Here is a 21433-nt window from a genome sequence, read left to right as displayed (position 1 = left end):
CGTCCCTGACGATCAGGCTCGGGCGGTCACCACGCTCGCTGACGTCTCCGCGTGCACGCCATCCCCGTCCGTGCAGTGGGCCAGATGCGCGCGGACGGCGGCGTGGAGGTCCTGGCGATGGGTAGAGATATGCGGCCCGACCGCCGAGAAGTCGAAGAGGCAGCACAGGGCGTCCGGTCCACCGGGAATGGTGACCGGCACCGTCCACTCGCGCAGTTCGACCTGGCCGAAGCCCGCCTCCGCCACCAGGGCGGCGACCTCCTCCCCGCCCAGCGACCACGGCTCCTCGAACAACGCGGCCGGTCCGGGGCCGAGCACGGCGCCGACCGCGTCGTGCAGGGCACGGAAGAGCGGGTTGCGCCGGAGCGGTGACCAGGTGGCGATGGCGATCCGGGCGCCGGGACGGGCGGCCCTGCGCATCTCGGCCACCGCGGCGCGCCGGTCCGGGACGAACTGGAGCACCTGCTGCACGGTGATCAGGTCGAACGCCTCGTCGGACACGTGCAGGGGGGCCGCGCCGCACTCGACGTACTGGATCGGGGCCCCGCTGACGGGCGGCTGCTCCCGCGCGAGCGCGAGCATGGCCGGGCTCGGGTCGGTGCCGACCACGGCCCCGCCGTCGCCCACGGCCGCCGCCATGACGCGGGCCACCGTGCCCGGCCCGGTGCCGATGTCGAGCGCCCTGGCTCCCTGAGCGGGAGCCAGCTCCTCGACCAGTCGGTACGCCCAAGGCCGGAAGATCCCCGGCACCAGGACCTCCTGGTAGGGGCGGACCTGGCGGGTGTCGGCGGCCTCGTACACCGTGGCCGAGGTCTGTACGCCCCGCCGGGAGCCCCGCGCCTGTTCCAGCGTCGCGGCCAGGACGTCGACCTCGTCGGCCGAGTTGTACAGGTAGAAGGAGGCGCGGATGGCCGCCGGGATGCCGAAGCGGCTGCACGCGAGCTGGGCGCAGTGGTGACCCGAGCGGACCGCGATCCCCGCCTCGTCCAAGGCCGTGCGCACCTGCTGGAGCGGCATGCCGTCCACCACGAAGGAGAGCAGCGGCAGCCGGTCGCGGGTGTCCGACGGCCCGATGAACCGGATGCCGGGCACCTCGCCGAGCCGGTCCAGCGCGTACTCGATCAGCGCCTGGTCGTGGGCGGCGACCGCGTCCATCCCGATCTCTGAGAGGAAGTCGCACGCGGCCCCCAGGCCGACCGCCTGCGCCACCGGCGGCGTCCCGGCCTCGAACTTGAGCGGCGGCGCGGCATAGTGCATGGCGTCCACACTGACCGTCTCGATCATCTCGCCGCCGCCGAGGAAGGGCGGCAGCGCCGCCAGCAGCTCGTGCCGGCCCCACAGCACGCCGATCCCGGTGGGCCCGCACATCTTGTGCCCGGAGAACGTCACGAAGTCGGCCCCGAGCGCGGCGACGTCCACCCCGAGATGCGGCACCGACTGCGCCGCGTCGACGACCAGCAGGGCGCCGACCTCGGCCGCGCGGGCCGCGATCGGCGCTATGGGGTTCACGGTGCCCAGGATGTTCGAGGCGTGCACGACCGCCACGACCTTGGTCCGCTCCGTGACCAGCTCGGCCAGGCGGGACAGGTCCAGGCGGCCGTCGTCGGTGATGCCCAGATAGCTGACCTTCGCCCCCACGCGCTCGGCGAGCAGCCGCCAGGGGATGAGGTTGGAGTGGTGCTCCATCTCGGTCAGGACGATCTCGTCGCCGGGACCGACCCGGAGCCGCCCGTCGCCCCACACCAGCGTGTTGGCCAGGAGATTGGTGGCCTCGGTGGCGTTCTTGGTGAAGACGATCTCCTCGGCGCGCGGCGCGTTGACGAAGGCCGCGACCTTGCGCCGGGCCCCTTCGTACAGCTCGGTCGCCTCCACGGCCAGGCGGTAGACGCCACGGTGCACGTTGGCGTTGGCGCGCGTGTAGTAGTGGCTCAGGGCGTCGAGCACCACGGCCGGCTTCTGCGTGGTGGCGGCGCTGTCGAGGTAGACGGGTGGACGGGAGCCGTCAGCGGCTGTCTCGAAGAACGGGAATGCCTTCCGCGTCGACTCGACGTCGATCGTCATCGTGGTCTCCTCCTGCCGAACGGTGTCGCGGCAGTCTCACCCCGGCCGGCCCGCGCGGATCCAACTGGAGTTGCGCGACGGCATCCCACGATTCTCCGAAATACCATAGCGGCCTTTTCGCCGCCGCCCGGTGGCATGAAAAGGCGGTCATTTATGGCCGTCGATGGCCGTCGAATTCATCGCCTAACCTGGCGGCATGGCCAGCGATTTCTTGGTCGACGGCGGCCGGATCATGGCCATGCGCCGCGCACGTGGCCTGTCCAGGCGGATTCTGGCGAATCTCGTGGGCTGCAGCGAGGAATGGCTTCGGCTGGTCGAAAAAGGCGCCAGGCCGCTGGACCGATTATCCACCATCATGCGAATCGCCGACGTACTCCGCGTGAACGACCTTTCCGAACTCATCGGCTGCCCCATAACACTGCCGACCACGGGCGAACACGGCGAATGCGATGACGTCGGCCGGGCGCTGCTGTTCCCCCGGCTGTGCGCCGACGGGGTGGCCGAGAGCGTGCACCGCGTCCACCGTCACGTGTCGTCGGCGTGGGAGATCTGGCGGCGCTCGCCCAGACGCTACACCGAGCTGCGCCGTCGCCTGCCCGCCCTTCTCCTGATGGCCGACACGTCGGCGGAGCACGCGAAGGCCGAGGATCGGCAGGCGGCCGCCGCCGACCTCACCGACGTCTACCGGCTGTTCGCGACGCTGCTGCGCGACTGCGGCCACCACCCGCTCGCCCTGCTGGCCGCCGACCGCGCCGTGGCCGCCGCGCCCGCCGACCTGCGGGCGCTTACCCAGGCCGAACTGGCCGAGGTCCTCATCCACCTGGGCCGGTACGCCGACGCCCGCCGGTTGTGCCTGGCCGCGACCGAGCTCACGGACGACCCGTCGACCATCGGCACCTGCTACCTGACGGCGGCGCTGGCCACCGCCGAGGAGAACGACCTCCTCCGGACCGAGGAACTGCTGAACCGCGCCCGCAAGCTCGGCGACCGGCTCAGCGTGGACTTCATGGCCGAGGTGGATCTGCACACGGTGGTGGTGGCGGTACGCATGGGCCGGTACCGGCAGGCCATCCGGCTGGCGGCGGACCTCGACGCCGACCGTTTGTACGCCAAGGACCGGCAGGCCCGCTATCTCCTGTCCCTGGCCACGGCCCACGCCATGGACCGCAACCCGGAAGCCGCCACCGCCATGCTCAGGAAGGTGGCGGAGACCTGCCCCGAGGAGCTCAAGTACAGCCCGCAGGCCGGCCGGGTGGTGGACCAGCTCCGGCGGCTGGACTGCGAGACGACCCGCGGCGAGCTGCGGCAGATCGCCCGGCTCACCGCGTGAGCATCCATAACTGTTCCTTCTCGTAAGGAGACGTACTATCTCTTGGACTTCTGGCTTGTTCGGCCGGAAGCTGGGGACGTACGCCACCTACCTGAGGAATCCCAGATGACGACCTTCGTACTTGTCCCCGGCGCCTGCCACGGCGCGTGGTGCTTCGAACCGCTGGCGCGCCGGCTCCGGCAGCACGGCCACGAGGCGTACCCGATCACGCTGACCGGGCTGGGGGCCAGGAAGCACCTGCTCAACGCCACGGTCAACCTCGACACCCACATCGAGGACGTGGTCAATCTCCTGGCGGACGAGCAGATCACCGACGTCGTGCTGGTGGGGCACAGCTACGGCGGAATGGTGATCACCGGCGCCGCCGACCGGGTCCCCGAGCACGTCGACGGTCTGGTCTACGTCGACGCCTTCGTACCCGCGGACGGGGACTCCTGCTGGACCCTGGCCACGGACGACCAGCGAAACTGGTACATCGGTGACGCCCACGCGAACGGCTACACGACCGCGCCGCTGCCCTTCTTCGATCCGCGGGCCACGCCGCACCCGCTGGCCTCCCTCCTCCAGTCGATCCGCCTGCGCGGCGGGCTCGACCGGTTCCGGAGCAAGGACTATGTGTACGCGGCCGAAGGCGAGGGGGAGTCGCCCTTCAAGCCCGCCTACGAGCAGGCGCTCGCCGATCCGTCGTGGCGCGCGCATCCCCTCGCGTCCAGGCACAACGTGATGCGGGACGCGCCCGACGACCTGATGAAGATCCTCCTGGCCACGAGCGCCTAGTCCCTCGTGCCAGGCATCACCCGGTAGGCAGCGTTGATCCGCCGCCGGTCTGGGCGGGTTTGCCGTGGTGCGGCGGTGGTTCCGGCTCCGGCACAGGTGGGAGCGGGAGCGGTTCGTCCCGGAAGAGTTCGGGCACCGACCGGTACAGGATCGCGGCGATCGGCACGGCCACGATCGCGCCCGCGATCCCCGCCAGGATGCCGCCGACGGAGAGCACGAGGATGATCGCCAGCGGGTGGAAGTGCAGCGCCCGGCCGACGATCAGCGGCTGGAGGACGTGGTTCTCCAACTGCTGCTCGACGAGCAGGATGCCGACGAAGATGAGCGCGTAGATCGGGCCCTTCGCACCGAGCGTGACCAGCGTCGCGACGGCTCCGGCGAAGAAGATGCCGACGATCGGGATGAAACTGGCCAGGAAGATCAGCACGGCCAGCGCCGCCCAGAGCGGGACGCCCATGACCGCGAGCACGATGCCCATGAGGATGCCGTGCACCGCCGCCACGGCCACGGTGCCCTGTACGTAGTGCGAGAGCGTGACCCAGGCCGTGCGCCCGGCGCGATCGACCCGCGGCGCGACCGTGCCGAACCCCTTGAGGAACCACGCCCAGATCCGGTCCCCGTCCTTGAGCAGGAAGAACGTCACGAAGAGCAGCAGGACGGTCGCGGCCAGCGCTTCGAGCAGCACGACGGTGCCCGCGAGCACGGTCGTGGTGATCTGCCGCTGCTGTTCGGTGACCAGGTTGGCGATGTCGTCGACCCAGTTGCTGAGCTGGTTCGGCTTCACGTGCAGCGGGCCCGTGTAGAGCCAGCCCTCCATCGTCTTGGCGGTCTGCTGCACCTGTCGCACCAGGCCGGGAAACTCCTCGTTGGCCCGTACGCCGATGACCCAGCCGGTCCCGCCCACCACGGCGAACGCGACGAGCATGGTGACCCACGTGGCGTAGATCGGCCGCAGACCCATCCCGCGCAGCCGCCTGGTGAGGGGGAACAGCAGCGCGGTCAGCAGCAGGGCGACCGCGACCGGCAGGGCGATGAGGTGCATCAGCACCACGATGTTGACTATGTAGTTGGCCACGAAGCCGATGAGGATCAAGCAGGCGCTCCAAGCGGCCAGCTTGGCCAGCGTAGGTGGCACCAGCCCCCAGAGGGGTCCCCGATCCGGCTTCACCTCTTCAGACTCTCACCTCCGCTCCTGATAGGCACGGATCCTGGCCGCCCAGTAAGGTGCGGCCAGGATGATTCGACGCACGCCCGGGTAGAGGCTCAGCCTGAAGATCGAGCGGTTTTGGACGGTACGGTGAGCAAGCTCGGACGGTTGCCGGCGGCTTGGGCTCGGGCGAGAAGCCGTCATGGCTGGCTGGATCATCTCGTCCGGGCCGTGATCCGCTACGACAAGGTGGACGCCGGCCGGCTGTCGGCCGCGCTCACGTACTACTCCTTCTTCGCCACCTTCGCGCTCGCGCTGCTGGGGTTCGCCATTCTCGGCCGGTACCTGGACTATCCGCCGGTGCTGGAGGCGGTGCAGCACTATCTGAGCGAGAACTTCCCGCGGCTGGACGTGCAGGCGCTGATCGACGCGCGGGCGACGGCCGGGGCGGTGGCCTTCGTCGCGCTGCCGTTGACGGGCCTGTTCTGGATGGACGCCCTGCGCTCGGCCAGCAGGGCGATCTGGCGCATCGAGGAATATCCGGGGAGGTTCATCCTGCGCCAGCTCATCGACCTGTGCGTGGTGGCCGGGCTCGGAGTGCTGCTCTTCCTGTCGATCGCCCTCGCCTTCGCCGCCGAATGGCTGCTGAGCTGGCTGGCCGTCCACACGGTGGGGACGGACGCCGACTGGGCCCAGTGGGTGCTGTCCGCGGCCGCGTTCATCATCGGTCTCGGCATCAACACCCTGCTGGCCATGGCGTTGCTGACCGCCCCGCCCCGGCTGCACCTGCCGCTGCGCAGGGTGATCGGCCCGGCGCTCTTCATCATGATCGGCCTGGAGATCCTCAAGACCCTCGGGCAGGTCTATCTCAACCTCACCGCGGCCAACCCCGCCTATCAGGTGGTCGCGGGAGCCGTGGGGATGCTGGTGTTTCTCAAGCTTCTCAATCAGCTCATCCTGTTCGCCGTCGCCCTGGCCGCCACCAGCACCACCGGCCAGGTCAAGGACCTGACCACGGGCGGTCCCCCTCTCAGAAAGTCGCCGAAGGTCCCTCTTCAGTGACGGACCGTGGGAAAACTGCCCGTTTCCTCGGCCTCGCCAGGGGGAGAGACTGGTGACCAAGGCCGGATGATGGAGGTAGAACCGATGCGCTTAGCGTCTGTAGTGGTGATCCTTTGGCTGATCGTCGGCGCCTTCGCGGCGGGCCAGCGTGACTACTACTCAGGACCGGTCGACAACTGCAACAAACTGGCCACCATCGCCGTGACGATCGTGGCCGGTCCGCTCAACTATCTCGGCATGAACCCGAAGATCGCCTGCCAGACACCCCAGCCCAGCAAGTGACACCCGGGTCAGACTCGGCGGTTGGCGTCCTCCAGGTAGTGCAGGACGGCGGTGACGCGCCGGTCCGCCCGGTCGGTGGGCGCCAGGTCGAGCTTGGCGAAGATGCTGCGGATGTGCTTGTGCACGGCGCCGTCGGTGACGAAGAGCCGCTCGGCGATGGCGGCGTTGCCCAGGCCTTCGGCCATCAGGGCCAGCACGTCGCGTTCGCGCGGGCTGAGGCGCTCCAGCCGGGTGTCGGGGCGGGTGCGTACGAGCAGCTGCGCGACGACATCCGGATCGATGGCCGTACCCCCGTCCGCCACCCGATGCAGCGCGGTCAGGAACTCGTCCACCCGCCCGACCCGCTCCTTCAGCAGATACCCGAGGCGGGAGCTGCCATGGGAGAGCAGCTCGGTGGCGAACGCCTGCTCGACATAGGCGGACAGCACGAGCACGGCCAGGTCCGGCTGGCGCCGCCGGGCCTCGACGGCCGCGACGATCCCCTCGTCGGTGTGGGTCGGCGGCATCCGTACGTCGACGATCGCGACATCCGGCTTGTGTACGCCGACGGCGTCCAGGAAGCCGGTGGGGTCGCCGGCGGTGGCCACGACGTCGATCCCCTCAGCGCGTAACAGCAGCGCGAGCCCTTCGCGCAGGAGCGGGTCGTCCTCCGCGATCACGATCCGCATGGCAGGCTCACGGTCACGGTGGTGGGCCCACCGGGCGGGCTGGTCAGCATGAATGTCCCATCGTGTGCTTCGGTACGGCGGCGGATGCCGACGAACCCGGACCCGTTGCGTTCGTCCGCCCCGCCCTGGCCGTCGTCGGTGATCCGCAGGTGGAGCCGGTCGTCCTGGAGACGGACCAGGACGTCGGCGCGCCCGGCACGGCTGTGCTTGGCGATGTTCGTGAGCGTCTCGGCCACCACGAAGTAGGCCGTCGCCTCGACCGAGGAGGCGCACCGGACGGGCAGGTCGGCGTCGATCCGGCAGGGCACCGGGCAGGCCGTGGCCAGACCGGTGAGCGCGTCCGCGAGGCTCCGGTCGGTCAGCACCGGCGGCAGGATGCTGCGGACGACCCCGCGAAGCTCGGCGAGTGCCTGCTCGGCGGCGTCCTGCGCGCGTTCGAGAATGGCCTCGGCGCTGGCCGGGTCGCGCGTCAGAGCCCGGCGCGCCGCGCCGAGCAGGACGTTGACGGCGACGATCCGATTCTGCGTCCCGTCGTGCAGCGACCGCTCGATGCGCCGCAGCTCGGCGGAGTGCGCGTCGAGCGCGGCGGCACGGGTCGCGGTGAGCTGTACGACCCGCAGCGCGAGGTCGGTGCCGGAGACGGGCGCCAGGAGTCGCCGCCCGGGCCAGGCCTGCAGCCGCGCCATGCTCGGGGGGACCATGCCGGTGATGACGATCCAGCTCACGCCCAGCAGGGCGACGGCGAGGGCGCTGGGCCAGCCCTGCACGGTCCAGAGCCCACTGGCCGACGTGGCCGCCACATCCGGTGGCAGCAGCCGCCAGTACAACGGGAAGGTGATGTCACGCACCGCGTAGAGGGGCAGCGAGAGACCGATCGCGCCGATGAGCAGCCCGAAGACGGCATGGATCGCGACCCAGCCCACCTCCCGGCGTACGGCCGAGTCCGCGAGGGCGGCGCGCAGCCCGTGCGGTATCGGCTCCGGGCCGACGACCGCCGGACCCCAGCGGGAGAGCCGCCCGCGTTCCCGGTCGGCGACGACACGCACCACGCGCAGTGTGAGGGGCGCCAGCAGCAGGCCCACGCCGACGAGGCCGGTGAGCGCGGTGGCGATCACCAACGCGAAGGCGACCAACGCCAGGAACGCGGTGCCGAGCCCGCCGACGAGGTGCTCGAGCGCCTCCAGGATGACGCGGGCACGGGCGAGGACGAACGCGTCCCAGCGGGCCGCCCGCCGGTCGGGCGTGGGGTCATCGGTCGACAAGCGGCACCTCCTTGGCCCAGAAGATCGCCCCGCGGCGCCTCCTCAGCCCAGGACAATAGGGCATCACTTGGGCGGTCGGCAGATCATCGGCCGAGGAGTACAGCCTGCTGTACCCCGCTTGTCCCATGGGTGGGATCGTCGTCAGCGGTGATCGTCCGTAGCTTCGATGTGTGACAGCCCATCGAATGAGGAGCACCTCATGTCCGACATCCTGAACGTCTCCGAGGCAGCCCGTCCGGCACAGCCCGCCGACGCTCGGCGCGGGATGCTCCGTCCCGTGCTGTGGCTCCTGCTCGGGATCAGCGCCGTCCTCAACATAGTGACCTCGAACTTCGGCTCCAACATCTTCGTCGGCATCGGATTCGGACTCGCCACCATCGCGTGCGCCGTCGCCCTGGCCGTCCACCACTACCGCCACCGGCGCCCCTGAGCGCCGCCCGTAAGGGTCAGGGCAGTGAGGCGGGCAGCCCGAAGGGCGTGAAGTGCTCGGCGCCGATGAACGAGGTGACCTCGCGGATACGCTCGCCACGCAGGGTCAGTACGTTGATCGACCAGGCGAGGTGCGCGCCGGCGCCGTCGTTCCGGAGGTAGCAGGCCACGGCGGGCTGGCCGTTCGCGGTGACCGGGAGGTGCCGCCAGCTGCCGCAGGCGGTCAGCGGGATCCGCCTGGCGAAGTCGGCGACGGCCGCCAGGCCGTGATACCAGTGCGGCAGCGGCGGCATCGACCAGGTGACGTCCTCGGTCAGGAGCGCGACCAGGGCGTCGGCGTCGCCGCGTTCGAGTGCGGTGGAGTAACCGGCGACGATCTCCCGTACCCGGGCGTCGTCGATCTGACGCAACGTCCGCTGCTGGGTGGGAGCGGGCACCTTCTCCGCGACGATCTTGCGGGCGCGCGCCAGAGCGGAGTTCACCGACGTGGTGGAGGTGTTCATCATGGTGGCGATCTCGGCGGCGGAGAACCCGAGGACCTCGAAGAGCAGCAACGCCGCGCGCTGGTTGCCCGGCAGGTGCTGCAGAGCGGCGACGAAGGCGAGTTCGACGGCCTCGCGCTGCTCGTAGCGCGCGGCCGGTCCGCCCGCGCCGAGACCCGCGTCGGGATAGGGGCCCAGCCAGGCGACGTCGGTCAGCGGGGCGTCGCCGAGTACGGCGCGGTCACTGGACGGCCCGAGATCCATCGGCAGGGCTCGCCTGCCTCTGGATTGGATGGTATCCAGGCAGGTGTGGGTGGCCACGGTGTACAGCCACGAGCGCAGCGAGCCGCGGCCCTCGAAACGCGCGAGCCCCCGCCACGCCCGCAGCAGGGCGTCCTGGAGGGCATCGTCGGCGTCGTGGGTGGAGCCGAGCATGCGGTAGCAGTGGGCGTGCAACTCTCGGCGCAACGGCTCCACGAGCCGGTTGAACGCGGCGTCGTCCCCGGCACGCGCCCGGCCCAGGTCCTCGGCATCGTCCCCGGCACGCGCCTGAACCAGGTCCTCGGCGTCCTCCGCTGCCGTGCCCGCAGACGGGCCCGTGGGCGTGTCCGCGGACGTGGCGGAAAAGACTTCGCTCACAAGCGACGATTCTGCCCCATCACCGGAGTCACCTCTTGGACCGACCACCAACCTCCAGACCAGGAGAACTCCGATGCACAACACCCTTGAGGTCCCTGACGCCCGCCTGTACTACGAGGTACGGGGCGAGGGCCCCCTGGTGGTGCTCGTCGGTGCCCCGATGAACGCCGACTCCTTCGCCCCGGCGGCCGAGCTGCTGGCCACCGACCACACCGTGCTCACCACCGATCCGCGAGGCATCAACCGCAGCCTCCTCCACGACCCCGAGCAGGACTCGACCCCGCAGGCGCGCGCCGACGACCTGTCCCGGCTCCTGACCCACCTCGACGCCGGTCCGGCCGTGGTCTTCGGCTCCAGCGGCGGCGCCGTCACCGCGCTGGCCTTCGCCGAGGCCCACCCCGAGCAGGCCCACACCGTCATCGCCCACGAAGCCCCGGTGGTCGACCCGCTGGAGGACCGCGAGCAGCTCTACGCCGGGACCGACGACCAGATCGCCACCTACCTCGCGGGTGATGTCACAGGGGCCTGGCGGAAGTTCATGGCTCAGGCCGACATCGTCATGCCGGACGGCGCGATCGAGATGATGTTCGGCGGGGAACGCGACCCGCGTCAGGTCGCCGACGAACGCCGCTGGTTCGCCCACGAGATGCGCGACACCATCCGCTGGCGGCCCGATTTCGCCGCTCTGCGCGCGGCGAGCACCCGCGTCGTGATCGGCATCGGCGAGGACTCGGCCGGCCAGCTCTGCGACCGCACCTCGATCGCGCTGGCCGCGGGACTCGGTATCGAGCCGACGATGTTCCCCGGCGGCCACATCGGCTTCGCCGACGACCCGAAGTCCTTCGTCACCCGGCTGCGCGCGGTCCTGTCCGAGAGCTGACCGGCGCGTCAGCTCGTACCGGTGATCAGGGCGAGTGCCACGGCCAGCAGCGCGATCACCGGAGCCGCCGCGGGGAGCAGATACAGGCTCACCGTGGCGGCGGCCGCGCCGAGCGCCAGGGCGAAAAGCACGGCCATCAGCTCGGGAATGCGCGGCCGCCCGTCCTCGGGAGTGAGGAGACGGGAGAACGAGCTGGTCAGCGCACCGGTGATGAACGTCGTCGAGCCGATGAAGGTCCGCAGGCGATGGGTCACCGCGCTCTGGACGCCCATGGCGAGGGCGGCGGTCGCGATCAGCGGGAGATGCGGGCCGGACAGGGCCCAGGCGATGGCCAGCGCGATCAGCAGGCCCAGCTCGGCGGCCAGGGCCAGCCTGATCCGGGCGGCCCAGCCGGTGGCCTCCCCGGTGAACCGGAACGCGGCGACCAGGCCACAGGTGAAGGCGATCAGCGCCACCAGCGAGCCCAGGGCCTCGGAGAGGCGGCCACGACCGGCTGACACGCCGAGCAGGACCAGGTTGCCGGTCATGTTCGAGGTGAAGACCTGGCCCAGGGCGAGGAAGGTGAAGGCGTCCATGGACCCCGAGGCCAGCGCCAGGCTCAGGATGGGCAGGCGATTGGTGGCGGGCACCCCCTCATGGTCGGCCGCCCGCGCGGCCCCCGGCGGGAGGCGCGCTGCGCACGGCTACGGGACGGCGGGGTGGGTGGGCGTGTTGGGTGGGTTCAGCCAGTCGGGAGTGCGCCACTGCTGGACGTTCGCGCGGGTGCACGGGCGCAGTGACAGCGAGGCCCCGTCGGGTTCGAGTTGCAGGCACAGGCCGCTGCCGACGTGCTGGACCTCCCAGTAAAGCCACCGGTTGTACGCCGAGCGGTAATTGAAGCGCCAGAGCTGGCGAGCGGAGTCCGCGCAGGGCTCGCGGGACGGGCGCCGCCCATCAGGTGGGCCGGTGGCGGTCAGGCAGCCCCCCATGCTCGTGATCGCGTACGCGCCCTGGGCGTTGCGCCGGTAGCCGAACGCCTGGTTGACGCCGCCGTGGCAGCCCCACGTGATCAGGTCCGTGGCGCCCGTGGCGTCCAGGCACACGCCGTTCTCCGAGCTGGCCAGCGAGCTGCCGAGATCCGGCGGGCGGGTGGTGATCAGCCAGCGCTGGCCGGGCCGGTCGGCCGCGCAGGCCAGCAGGATCAGCGGGGTGCCGGAGTCGGCGATGCTCTGGTTGGGCTCGGCGCACAGGTTTCCCCTGGAGGAGGCGATAGTGATCGCATGGTCACCGGTCAGTCGCCAGAGCTGGTCGTCGGAGCCATCGCAGTCCGCCTCGGTGAGGAAGATCCCTTCGGTGACGCGCCGGGCCTCCGGGGTCAGGCAGCGCTCGCTCACGCGGTTGCGGATCCGGTGGAAGAACGCGCCGTCGTGCTTGGCCGGTTCGAGGTCCCAGCGCTGGGCTTCGGCGGGGACCGTGTTGATGGCCGAGCCGCCCAGCCTGGCGTGCGGGGGAGCGGTCGTGGAGGTGTTGACGACCAGGGGCTTGCCGGGCGCGTACAGGGACAGGATCAGCACGTTCGAGCGCTTGAGCGACTCGGGGATGTAGGTGTCGACGTACACCACATAGGCCAGGAAGGCCGCGGTCGCGAACACCACCGACACCGCTGTGCCGATGACCAGCCTCCTGCGGCGGGCGGGTGTGGGCGGCTGGGGATCGGCCAGTCTGTGGTAGGACCGCAGCCACTTCTGCACTGTGGTCTCCGGCACGTCGTGCACCAGGAGGAAGGCACGGATGACCGGCTCGGCGCCCTCGACGTCGTTGAGCCAGCCGGTGCGCTGCTTGGTGACCTTCTCCAGGTCTGTCCGGTCGAAGGCGAGCTCCCGCTGGGCGGCACGCGCCTGGAGCTCGGCGAACTTGGGCGTGCGCGCCTCCCTACGCAGGTCCTTGAGCAGCCGCTTGAACGTGGGCAGGTCGTGCGCGGTGAACGGATCGGTCGCGGTCGCCGTGCGGTTGGCCCAGCGTGACTGCAGGAGGCCGCCCAGCGGCGGGAGCGCGGCGGCCAGGCAGGCGAAGACGATCGCGGGCAGGATGTGCGCCGGGTTGAGCTGGGGCTGGCCGTCGGTGGCGAAGTTGACGTAGATGCCGGCCAGCACGGTGAAGACCGCGCTGAGCACGGCCACCGCGCCGATCACGAGGGCGAGCTCGCGTGGGGGATTGCGCATCTGCTCCGTCCGACACTGTGTGTCGGCCTATGTTAACGGAACGTACGCGGGTTTATCGGGCGACGGCCGTGCCTCTCAGAATCAGAAGCCGGGTCAGTAAGCCGGTCAGTAAGAGCCGGATCGGTAGTCGGGTCAGAAGCCGGGGAAGATCCGCCGCAGGTCGTCCAAGGTGAGGCTGTCGCTCGTGAGGGTCACGACGCTCGGCGTGTGCTCGGGAGCGTGGCGGCCGGTGGTGAGGCGCAGCCACCATTCGGCCGGCGCGCTGAGGACGGCGTCGGGCTGAGCCGGCTCGTCGCCGAGGCTGACCGCCTCACCCACGGCGAGCCCGAAGGAGCGCTCGGGCGAGGTGGTCCGGATGGCCACGCCGACCTGGCGCCCGGCGAGGGCGTCGGCCTTGCCGATGAAGTGGATGAGCATGCCCACCTGGTCGAGCAGCAGCCCGGCCGCGGCGGGGGCCAGGGTCGCCGCCGGGTCGAAGGCGACCTCGACGTCCCACGAGTGATGGGCGAACTCGCTGAGCCGCAGCCCCGCCGCGGTCGCGACGTCCACGGGGACCGGCAGGAAGCCGAGTTTGATCCGCAGCTCCTCGCGCGCCTGCGCGTCGAGGCTCTCATAGCGGCTGACCAGCGCCTCGTTGGCGGTCAGGAAGCCCTCGGCCCGCTCGGCCGGGGACATCGCGTCCCAGCGGGCCCAGACCGACTTGTTGAAGTCTCCGTCTGGGCCGGCGGTGCCGCTCAGCGTGGCCTCCAGGCCGGCCAGGTTGATCTCGGCGCCGCTGCCCAGGTGGCTGAGCACCTGCGACACGTCCCACTCCGACGCGCCGGACGGCCGGGTGAGGTCGTCGGCCGAGAGGCCGCGGACAAGGGTGGCCAGGTGATCGTGGCCGCTGCGCAGCGCGTCGATGATCTGGTCGGCACGATCGGTCATGTTCGTCTCCAGAGTGGGGACGCGGAGATGTCTACGGTCCGCCGCGTTGCGAATTTTGTTGACGGGTCAAGTATACGTCCGGCGAGGGAGATGAGTACTTCCCCGCGGCGGCGAGTCCCTGTCGGCGCCCCGGCCACCAGCGATCCGAAGGCGCCGACGAGGCTCATGCGGACGTGTCCCGGGGCTGGAAGGAGTCGAACACGGTCATTCCCGAGGCCGGGTCGAGATCGGTCTGCGTCACCTCGGTCAACCGTGCCATGGTCATGTAGAAGCCGATCACCAGGATCGCCTCGACGATCTCCCGCTCCGAGAAGTGGCGTCGAACCTCCGTGAACACGCTGTCCTCGACCCGGACGGCCTCGATCACCTGCTTCCCGAACGCGAGCAGCGCCCGCTCCGCGTTGTCGAAGGCATTATCGGCGAGGTTCGCCTGTTCGATCGCGTCGATCTGCGCTTGCGGAACGCCGACGCCCAGGGCGATCGGGACGTGCTGTCGCCATTCGTAGGCGCCGTCCTCAACCCGCGCGACGAGCAGGATCAGCAGCTCGCGCCGCCGATGCCCGAGATCAAGGCTGCTGAGGATGGCCGTGCCCAGCCGCACTTGCGGGAGCACACACGACTCCGCATGCGCCAGCATGCGGAAGATGTTGAGCTTGACCGGTAGGGCCGCGAGTACTTTGGCCGCGTCCCCGGTCGCGTCGTCAGGATGGATGAGGGTCAATCTCGCCATCGATACCTCCGGCTGTGTCGCCGTTAGCTGGGTGGACAGGAGCGGTCGTCAGATGACCGAGCGCTTGAGAGTCTCACCCCAGCAACGGCCTCATCAACCGGGTTCCGCGACCTCCTGGAGCGGCAGGTGGCACGCGGCCGAGTGCAGCGGCTCGCCGTCGGACGGCTCCAGCGGCGGCACCACTTGGGCGCAGACGTCCTCGGCCTTCCAGCAGCGCGTACGGAACCGGCATCCCGACGGCGGGTCGAGCGGAGAGGGCACCTCCCCCTGCAGCAGGATCCGCTCACGCCGGGGCCCCGGAGTGACGTCCAGGACCGGCGCCGCGGACATGAGCGCGGCGGTGTACGGATGGCGCGGCTGGTCGAACACCTGCTTCGTCGGCCCCGTCTCGACGATCTTGCCGAGGTACATGACCGAGACCCGGTCGGCGACGTGGCGGACGACGGACAGGTCATGGGAGATGAACACGTACGACACGCCCAGCCGGGCCTGTAGATCGGTGAGCAGGTTGAGCACCTGCGCCTGGACCGACAGGTCGAGCGCCGACACCGGTTCGTCGCACACGATGACGTCCGGTTCGAGGGCGAGCGCGCGGGCGATCCCCAGACGCTGACGCTGCCCGCCGGAGAACTCCTGCGGGTAACGGCGGGCGTCGCTCGCCCGCAGCCCCACCATCTCCAGGAGCTCGGCCACCCGCTTCCCGCGCTCCTTCGCCGGCACCAGGTCACGGTGCGTCCGCCAGGGCTCGCCGACGATGTCCTCGGCGCACAGCCGGGCGTTCAGCGACGCGAACGGGTCCTGGAACACCATCTGCACCCGGCGCCGCCACTTGAGCAACTCCTTGCCCCGCAGCGCGAACGGGTCCGTCCCCTCGAACCTGACGTGGCCCTGGTCCGGGCGCTCCAGCATGAGCAGCACCCGGGCGAGCGTCGACTTGCCGCAGCCGGACTCCCCGACCAGGCCCAGCGTCTCGCCGCGGGCCAGTCGCAGGTCGACTCCGTCCAGCGCGCGCAGCCGGTTGCTGCCCGAGGCACCGCGGGCCACGTGGAAGGTCTTGCTCACCCCTGCCACGTCCAGCAGGGGCGCCTCCATAGCGGATGTGTCAGTCATCGGTCAGCTCCTTCCAGTGATGACACGCGGACAGGCGCCCAGGCCCGGCCTCGACGAGGACGGGGCGCTCCGCCGCGCACACGTCGCTCGCCATCGGGCAGCGCGCGCGGAAGGCGCAGCCCGAGGGCACCGAGTGCAGGTCGGGCGGGCTGCCCGGGATGGAGTTCAGGGTGGCGCCGCGCGCCACCTCGGCCGGCACCGAGTCGAGCAGCCCGCGCGTGTACGGGTGGCGCGGCTCGGCGAACACGTCCGCCACCCGGCCGGTCTCGACGATGTTCCCCGCGTACATGACGGCCACGTGGTCGGCCTGCTCGGCCACCACCGCGAGGTCGTGGGTGATCAGGATCAGCGCCGTTTGCTGCTCGGTGCGCAGCTCGCGCAGCAGCTCCATGATCTGGGCCTGCACGGTGACGTCGAGGGCGGTGGTGGGTTCGTCGGCGAGCAGCACCTTGGGGTGCAGGGCCATCGCCAGCGCGATGAGCAGCCGCTGACGCATGCCGCCGGAGAACTGGTGCGGGTAGGCGCTCACCCGGGCGCCGGCCTCGGGGATGCCGACCCGCTCCATCAGCTCGACGGCCCGCTTGCGCGCCTCGCGGCGCGAAAGACGCTCGTGGATCCTGAACGGCTCGGCCAGCTGGGCGCCGACCGTCTGGACCGGGTTCAGCGCGGTGAGCGCGTCCTGGAACACGATGGCCAGGCCGGGCCCGGCCAGCCGCCTGCGCTGCGCCGGCGACAGGGTGAGGATGTCGGTGCCGTCCAGGCGTACGGCGCCGCCCGCCACGTGCGCGACCGGGTCGAGCAGGCCGACGATGGCCTGCGCCGTCATGCTCTTGCCGCAGCCCGACTCGCCCAGGAGCGCCAAGGTCTCGCCGGAGCGGACGGAGAAGCTGACCTCGCGTACGGCGCGTACCGTCCCGGAAGGGGTGCGGATGTCGACCGCCAGCCGATCCACCTCCAGCACCGGGCGCCCGGACTCCGCGCTGTTCGGCTCGCTCACGCGCGCACCTCCTTGTTCTTGCGGCGAGAGCGGGGCAGGGTGAGCCGCCACCGCTGGCCGGGGTCCATGGCCAGGCGGGCCCAGGACGCGAGGACGGTCGCCGAGACGGTCGTCACCACGATGGCGACTCCGGGGAAGACGGCGATCCACCAGGCGCTCTGCAGTACCTGCCGCCCTTGGGCGACCATCAGGCCCCAGCTCATGTCCGGCGGCTGGATGCCGATGCCCAGGAAGCTGAGCGACGATTCGGTCAGCATCACGAAACAGAAATCCAGGGTCGCGACGGTGAACAGGGTGGGCAGCACGGTCGGCGCCACGTGTCGGCCGATGATCGCCCAGCTCTTGGTGCCGAACGTCCGCGCCGCGTCCACGAACAGCCGGCTCTGCAGCTCGGCCGACTCCGCCCGGGCGGCCCGCAGGTAGACCGGGATGCGGGCGATGGCCAGGACCAGGACGATGTTCCCCGCGCTGGGGGAGAAGACGTACAGCACGACCACGGCCAGCAGCAGCGAGGGGAAGCTGAGGATGACGTCGGCCACGCGCATGGAGACGTTCTCCCGCCAGCCTCGGTGGTAGCCCGCCCACATCCCCCAGACCGACCCGACGACCAGGGAGATCACCACCGCCGGGATGGCGACGGAGAGCGTCGTACGGCTGGCCACGATGAGCCGGGCGAGCAGGCTGCGGCCGAGCGAGTCGCTGCCGAGCACGAACGCGAAGCCGTCGTCGAGGCTGAACGGCGGCCGGTTGACCGCCCGCAGGTTCTGCTTCACGGCCAGGTCGCCGAGCAGGATCGGCCCCACGATGGCGCCGGCGACCACGATCACCAGGATCACCACCGCCAGGCAGGCGAACCGGTCCCGCGCCAGCAGGCGCCACCAGGTGATCCGCCGAGCGGCGGGCGCCTCCACGAGGCTGGTCATGCCGTCACCCCCTGACGGACTCGGGAGTCCAGGAGCGCGTAACAGGCGTCGATGACGATGTTCAGCGCGAAGATGGTGATCGCGGTCACCAGGACCGCGGCCTGCAGCACCGCGAAGTCGCGCTGCAGGATCGAGGTGATCATCAGCTTGCCGATGCCCGGCCAGCCGAAGATGGTCTCGACGACCACGGCCCCGTTGACCAGCCCGACCGCCAGGTCACCGGCCACGGTGAGCGCGGGCGGCGCGGCGTTGCGCAGCGCGTGGCCGAAGACCACCCGCAGCTCGCTCGCGCCCTTGCTCCGGGCCACCTTGATGTACGGCGCCGACAGCGCCGTTACCATCGCCCCGCGCACCACTTGCACCAGCACGCCGAACGGCCGGATCAGCAGGGTGAGCACCGGCAGCACCCAGGCCGACATGCTCTCGGTGCCCGAGGTGGGCAGCCAGCCGAGCGCCACGGAGAAGACCAGGACGCCCATGATGGCGAACCAGAAGTCCGGCATGCTGGCCGCGGTCGTCGAGGTGAAGCTGGCGACCCGGTCGGCCAGGGAGTTCGGGCGGTAGGCCGCCCAGCTCCCGACGACGACCGCGCCGAGGATCGCCAGGATCATCGTGGCGCCCGCCAGCTGCAGCGTCGCGGGGAAGGCCCGCAGCACCGCGTTGGCGGCGGGTTCGGCGGTCCGCAGCGACTCGCCGAAGTCCAGCCGGACGACCTGGGCCAGGTAGTCACCGAACTGGACGAGCAGCGGCTGGTCGAACCCGTGCCGGGCGGCGAACTCCGCCCGCATCTCAGCGGTGGCGCTGAGCGGCAGGTAGAGGTTGGCCGGGTCGCCGGTCAGGCGGGCCAGGTAGAACACGCCGAGGACCACCACGACCAGCGGGATCGCACTGGAGACGACGCGACGCCGCAGGAAGGTCAGCACACCTGCTCCTTTCAGCCGGCCGGGTGCAGCTCGGCGAGGCGCATCTCGTCGTTGGTGGCGGCGTTGGGCTTGTAGGTGACCTTCTTCGACAGGGCGAGGATGCCGGTCATGTGCGCCAGGACGGCGTCGCGTACGACGTCCTTGTTCTGGTAGTCCAGCGCCTTGGCGAAGGCCGTCTGGCGCGCCTCGCCCGAGGCCTGCTCGCCGGCGGTGATGAGGTCGTCCAGTTCGGGGGTGCCGAAGCTGCTCTGCCCGCCCTTGGTGCCGTAGATCTGGCCCATGGTGAAGGCCGCGTCACCGGCCTGGTTGCCGTGCTGGGCCTGCAGCAGGGTGGGGCCGGCGTCCTTGGGGAACGGGCGCAGCAGGTACTCCAGCCAGGCGTTCACGTCGAGCATCTGGATCTTCACCGAGAGCCCGGCCTCGGTGAGCGAGTTCTGCACGACCTCCATCGCCTCGGCGGCCTTGGGGTAGATGCCGTTCCGGCCGATGATCGTGATGGGGGTGTCCGTGGCGACGCCGGCCGCCTTGGCGTCCGCGATCAGCTTCTTGGCCTGCGCCATGTCGTACGGCCAGGGCTGGATGGCCGGGCTGTGACCGGTCACGCCTTCGGGGACGAGCTGGCCCGCCGGCTTGCCGAGCCCGGCGAACACCGAGGCGACGAGCCCGTCCTTGTCGATGGCGTAGTTGATCGCCTGGCGCACGCGAACGTCGTTGAGCGGCGGCTTGGCGGCGTCGATACGCAGGTAGGAGGTCTCGTTGTTGGGGAACTGCACGGCCGAGTCGCCGGCGCCGTCCTCGGGGGCGAGGCCGACGGCGATGTCCGCCTCGTCGCTCTTGATCATGGCCGCGCGGATGCTGCCCTCACCACGCCAGACGTACTCGGCCGCGGCGAAGTCCGGCGCCTTGCCCCAGTACCCGGGGAAGCGCTCCAGACGCAGGCTGCGACCGGCGTCCCACTTGGCGATCTTGTACGGGCCGGTGCCGACGGGCTCCCGGACCTTGCCGGTGGCGTTCGTGGTGGTCGGCACGATCTCGACGAAGGACAAGCGCAGCGGAAGGATCGGGTCCGGCTTGGCCGTCTTCACCTTGAGGGTCACGTCGTCCGTGGCCGTCGCGGTGAGCTTGATGCCGCCGAAGACGTACCCGTTGACGTTGCAGTCGACCTTGGAGCCGAGCGTGCGCTCGATGGAGAAGGCGGCCGCCTTGGCGTCGAAGGCGGTGCCGTCGTGGAACTTCACGCCCTTGCGCAGGGTGAAGGTCCACTCGGTGGGCGAGTCCTGCTTCCACTCCGTGGACAGCGCCGGCTGGAGCTGCCCGGAGCTCGGGTCGCGCTCCGTGAGCGCCTCGGTGATGTTGGCCCGGGTGACGCGTCCGGTCGCGGTGAGGGAGGCGTCGCACGGCTCCAGCGTGGGCGGCTCCTCGGGCAGCACGATGCGGACGGTGCTCGCCGCCGCGCCGCCGCCGGACGACGGCTCCGGGCCGCTGTTCGCGACCGAGCAGGCGCCGACGGACAACAGCGTGCCGAGCGCCAAGAAGGCAGAGGCCGCCTGACGGCGGCGGGGGGTGGTGATCATGATTCCTCCGAATCGCCTGCTCCTGATGCCGGGCAGGCCACGTGCTATGCGACAGGTGCCGCGCTGAGGGCGGAGAGGCCGCGGTCGATGATGCGGGCGAGCTGCTCGCGGTGCTCCGGGGTGACCTGCGCCAGCGGCGCGCGGACGGGCCCGGCGGAGCGGCCGCGGATGTCCAGCCCGGCCTTGACGAGAGAGACGGCGTAGCCGGGCGTCGTGTTGCGCAGTGCGGCGAGCGGGGCGTAGAACTCGCGCAGCAGGAGGTCCTGGGTCGCCTCGTCGCCCTTCTCGAAGGCCTGGAAGAACGCGACGGCGACCTCCGGGAGGAAGGCCAGCACCGCCGAGGAGTAGGCGCGGGCGCCGAGGCCGACGTAGGAGCGGGCGAAGATCTCGGCCGTCGGCATGCCGTTCAGCAGGGGCAGCCGGCCGCCGGTGGCGGTCTGGATGAGCTGGAGCAGCTCCATGTCGCCGTGCCCGTCCTTCAGCGCGGCGATGTTGTCCACCTCGGCGAGCTCGGCCACCGCCTCCGGGGAGAACAGCGCCGTACCGCGCTGGTAGAGGATCACGTCCAGATCCGTGGCGGCGGCCACCTCCCGGTAGTGCGCCACGAGCCCGGCCGGCGGCCCGACCTGCAAGTACGGCGGCAGCGCCAGCAGGGCGTCGGCCCCGGCGGCCTGCGCGGCGCGGGCGAACTCGGCGGCCGTCCGCGTGCCGCCGCCGACCCCGGCGAGCACCGGGACCGTTCCCGCGACGTGCTCCACGGCGGCCTTGACCACCGCCTGGTGCTCCGTGGCCGTCAACGACGCCATCTCCCCGGTCCCGCAGGCGACGAAGATCGCGCTGGGCCGCGCGGCGAGCACGTCGGTGAGATGAGCCTTGAGCCCGGACAGATCCACATCCCCCGACTCCGTGAACGGTGTGACGGGGAAGGCGAGCAAGCCTGAGAGGGAAGCGGCGACTCGCGTGACTGCGGGGGACATCAACAGCAACCTCTTGTCTACATATGGAGACAGCATCTATATTTGTAGCCGA

The 21433-nt window shown here is 70.7% G+C and carries 21 protein-coding genes; 6 read left to right on the top strand and 15 right to left on the bottom strand.

The window, feature by feature from the left end; translation table 11 throughout:
- Positions 1–12 precede the first annotated feature (12 nt).
- A complete protein-coding gene (locus AB0B61_RS31175; RefSeq protein ID WP_358439277.1) occupies positions 13–2061 on the bottom strand; it encodes a SufS family cysteine desulfurase in 2049 nt (682 codons plus the stop codon).
- A 196-nt stretch (positions 2062–2257) separates the two neighbouring features.
- Here AB0B61_RS31175 and AB0B61_RS31170 point away from each other — a divergent pair, with 196 nt between their 5' ends.
- Together AB0B61_RS31170 and AB0B61_RS31165 are read left to right on the top strand one after the other, a co-directional pair.
- Complete coding sequence (locus tag AB0B61_RS31170; RefSeq protein ID WP_358439274.1) at positions 2258–3391, top strand: helix-turn-helix transcriptional regulator; 1134 nt, start codon at positions 2258–2260, stop codon at positions 3389–3391.
- 105 nt (positions 3392–3496) lie between these two features.
- The gene (locus tag AB0B61_RS31165) at positions 3497–4168 is read left to right on the top strand and encodes an alpha/beta hydrolase (RefSeq protein ID WP_358439271.1); all 672 of its coding nucleotides are present in this window, start codon (positions 3497–3499) and stop codon (positions 4166–4168) included.
- Between the two features lie 16 nt (positions 4169–4184).
- Here AB0B61_RS31165 and AB0B61_RS31160 read toward each other — a convergent pair whose 3' ends face one another.
- Complete coding sequence (locus AB0B61_RS31160; protein ID WP_358439268.1) at positions 4185–5336, bottom strand: AI-2E family transporter; 1152 nt, start codon at positions 5334–5336, stop codon at positions 4185–4187.
- A 210-nt stretch (positions 5337–5546) separates the two neighbouring features.
- Between AB0B61_RS31160 and AB0B61_RS31155 the strand changes: the two genes are divergently transcribed.
- Positions 5547–6377, top strand: coding sequence for a YihY/virulence factor BrkB family protein (locus AB0B61_RS31155; RefSeq protein ID WP_358439265.1), 831 nt, complete (start codon positions 5547–5549; stop codon positions 6375–6377).
- A 105-nt stretch (positions 6378–6482) separates the two neighbouring features.
- Positions 6483–6659, top strand: coding sequence for a hypothetical protein (locus tag AB0B61_RS31150; protein ID WP_357652507.1), 177 nt, complete (start codon positions 6483–6485; stop codon positions 6657–6659).
- An 8-nt stretch (positions 6660–6667) separates the two neighbouring features.
- On the opposite strand, the gene AB0B61_RS31145 is transcribed toward AB0B61_RS31150, so the two are convergent.
- Together AB0B61_RS31145 and AB0B61_RS31140 are read right to left on the bottom strand one after the other, a co-directional pair.
- Positions 6668–7327 carry a response regulator transcription factor gene (locus tag AB0B61_RS31145; protein WP_358439262.1) on the bottom strand — a complete coding sequence of 220 codons (660 nt, stop codon included), beginning with the start codon at positions 7325–7327 and terminating at the stop codon, positions 6668–6670.
- Positions 7315–8589, bottom strand: a complete 1275-nt coding sequence (locus tag AB0B61_RS31140) for a sensor domain-containing protein (RefSeq protein WP_358439259.1) — start codon at positions 8587–8589, stop codon at positions 7315–7317. The genes AB0B61_RS31145 and AB0B61_RS31140 overlap by 13 nt, the downstream gene beginning before the upstream one ends.
- 199 nt (positions 8590–8788) lie before the next feature.
- Between AB0B61_RS31140 and AB0B61_RS31135 the strand changes: the two genes are divergently transcribed.
- Positions 8789–9019, top strand: a complete 231-nt coding sequence (locus AB0B61_RS31135) for a hypothetical protein (protein ID WP_358439256.1) — start codon at positions 8789–8791, stop codon at positions 9017–9019.
- 16 nt (positions 9020–9035) lie between these two features.
- Here the strand turns inward: AB0B61_RS31135 and AB0B61_RS31130 are convergent, their stop codons facing one another.
- The gene (locus AB0B61_RS31130) at positions 9036–10139 is read right to left on the bottom strand and encodes a sigma-70 family RNA polymerase sigma factor (protein WP_358439253.1); all 1104 of its coding nucleotides are present in this window, start codon (positions 10137–10139) and stop codon (positions 9036–9038) included.
- Between the two features lie 73 nt (positions 10140–10212).
- Between AB0B61_RS31130 and AB0B61_RS31125 the strand changes: the two genes are divergently transcribed.
- Positions 10213–11019, top strand: coding sequence for an alpha/beta hydrolase (locus AB0B61_RS31125; RefSeq protein ID WP_358439250.1), 807 nt, complete (start codon positions 10213–10215; stop codon positions 11017–11019).
- A gap of 8 nt (positions 11020–11027) precedes the next feature.
- On the opposite strand, the gene AB0B61_RS31120 is transcribed toward AB0B61_RS31125, so the two are convergent.
- The 10 genes from AB0B61_RS31120 to AB0B61_RS31075 form a co-directional block, all read right to left on the bottom strand.
- Positions 11028–11648, bottom strand: coding sequence for a YoaK family protein (locus tag AB0B61_RS31120; RefSeq protein WP_358439247.1), 621 nt, complete (start codon positions 11646–11648; stop codon positions 11028–11030).
- A gap of 54 nt (positions 11649–11702) precedes the next feature.
- A complete protein-coding gene (locus tag AB0B61_RS31115) occupies positions 11703–13220 on the bottom strand; it encodes a ricin-type beta-trefoil lectin domain protein (RefSeq protein ID WP_358439245.1) in 1518 nt (505 codons plus the stop codon).
- A gap of 132 nt (positions 13221–13352) precedes the next feature.
- Complete coding sequence (locus AB0B61_RS31110) at positions 13353–14147, bottom strand: maleylpyruvate isomerase family mycothiol-dependent enzyme (RefSeq protein ID WP_358439242.1); 795 nt, start codon at positions 14145–14147, stop codon at positions 13353–13355.
- A gap of 163 nt (positions 14148–14310) precedes the next feature.
- Entirely contained in the window at positions 14311–14877 is a 567-nt protein-coding gene (locus AB0B61_RS31105; protein ID WP_358439240.1) for a carboxymuconolactone decarboxylase family protein, read from the bottom strand.
- 93 nt (positions 14878–14970) lie between these two features.
- Complete coding sequence (locus AB0B61_RS31100) at positions 14971–15987, bottom strand: dipeptide ABC transporter ATP-binding protein (RefSeq protein ID WP_358439237.1); 1017 nt, start codon at positions 15985–15987, stop codon at positions 14971–14973.
- Positions 15980–16984 (bottom strand): ABC transporter ATP-binding protein, encoded by a 1005-nt coding sequence (locus AB0B61_RS31095; protein WP_358439235.1) that lies wholly within the window; start codon positions 16982–16984, stop codon positions 15980–15982. Before AB0B61_RS31095 ends, AB0B61_RS31100 begins: the two co-directional genes overlap by 8 nt.
- Entirely contained in the window at positions 16981–17907 is a 927-nt protein-coding gene (locus AB0B61_RS31090; RefSeq protein ID WP_358439232.1) for an ABC transporter permease, read from the bottom strand. Before AB0B61_RS31090 ends, AB0B61_RS31095 begins: the two co-directional genes overlap by 4 nt.
- Positions 17904–18830, bottom strand: coding sequence for an ABC transporter permease (locus AB0B61_RS31085; protein ID WP_358439229.1), 927 nt, complete (start codon positions 18828–18830; stop codon positions 17904–17906). Before AB0B61_RS31085 ends, AB0B61_RS31090 begins: the two co-directional genes overlap by 4 nt.
- An 11-nt stretch (positions 18831–18841) precedes the next feature.
- Entirely contained in the window at positions 18842–20404 is a 1563-nt protein-coding gene (locus tag AB0B61_RS31080; protein WP_358439226.1) for an ABC transporter substrate-binding protein, read from the bottom strand.
- A gap of 44 nt (positions 20405–20448) precedes the next feature.
- Complete coding sequence (locus AB0B61_RS31075) at positions 20449–21381, bottom strand: 5-dehydro-4-deoxyglucarate dehydratase (RefSeq protein ID WP_358439223.1); 933 nt, start codon at positions 21379–21381, stop codon at positions 20449–20451.
- Between the last annotated feature and the right edge of the window lie 52 nt (positions 21382–21433).

It is taken from the genome of Nonomuraea sp. NPDC049158 (assembly GCF_040648335.1).
Classification (GTDB): domain Bacteria; phylum Actinomycetota; class Actinomycetes; order Streptosporangiales; family Streptosporangiaceae; genus Nonomuraea.
This window is presented reverse-complemented; position numbering and strand designations above follow the sequence as displayed.

Coding starts and splice junctions, on each gene's coding strand:
- AB0B61_RS31175 (WP_358439277.1), bottom strand. CDS start 2,061: ATGACGATCGACGTCGAGTCGACGCGGAAGGCATTCCCGTTCTTCGAG.
- AB0B61_RS31170 (WP_358439274.1), top strand. CDS start 2,258: ATGGCCAGCGATTTCTTGGTCGACGGCGGCCGGATCATGGCCATGCGC.
- AB0B61_RS31165 (WP_358439271.1), top strand. CDS start 3,497: ATGACGACCTTCGTACTTGTCCCCGGCGCCTGCCACGGCGCGTGGTGC.
- AB0B61_RS31145 (WP_358439262.1), bottom strand. CDS start 7,327: ATGCGGATCGTGATCGCGGAGGACGACCCGCTCCTGCGCGAAGGGCTC.
- AB0B61_RS31135 (WP_358439256.1), top strand. CDS start 8,789: ATGTCCGACATCCTGAACGTCTCCGAGGCAGCCCGTCCGGCACAGCCC.
- AB0B61_RS31125 (WP_358439250.1), top strand. CDS start 10,213: ATGCACAACACCCTTGAGGTCCCTGACGCCCGCCTGTACTACGAGGTA.
- AB0B61_RS31115 (WP_358439245.1), bottom strand. CDS start 13,220: ATGCGCAATCCCCCACGCGAGCTCGCCCTCGTGATCGGCGCGGTGGCC.
- AB0B61_RS31110 (WP_358439242.1), bottom strand. CDS start 14,147: ATGACCGATCGTGCCGACCAGATCATCGACGCGCTGCGCAGCGGCCAC.
- AB0B61_RS31105 (WP_358439240.1), bottom strand. CDS start 14,877: ATGGCGAGATTGACCCTCATCCATCCTGACGACGCGACCGGGGACGCG.
- AB0B61_RS31100 (WP_358439237.1), bottom strand. CDS start 15,987: ATGACTGACACATCCGCTATGGAGGCGCCCCTGCTGGACGTGGCAGGG.
- AB0B61_RS31090 (WP_358439232.1), bottom strand. CDS start 17,907: ATGACCAGCCTCGTGGAGGCGCCCGCCGCTCGGCGGATCACCTGGTGG.
- AB0B61_RS31080 (WP_358439226.1), bottom strand. CDS start 20,404: ATGATCACCACCCCCCGCCGCCGTCAGGCGGCCTCTGCCTTCTTGGCG.
- AB0B61_RS31075 (WP_358439223.1), bottom strand. CDS start 21,381: ATGTCCCCCGCAGTCACGCGAGTCGCCGCTTCCCTCTCAGGCTTGCTC.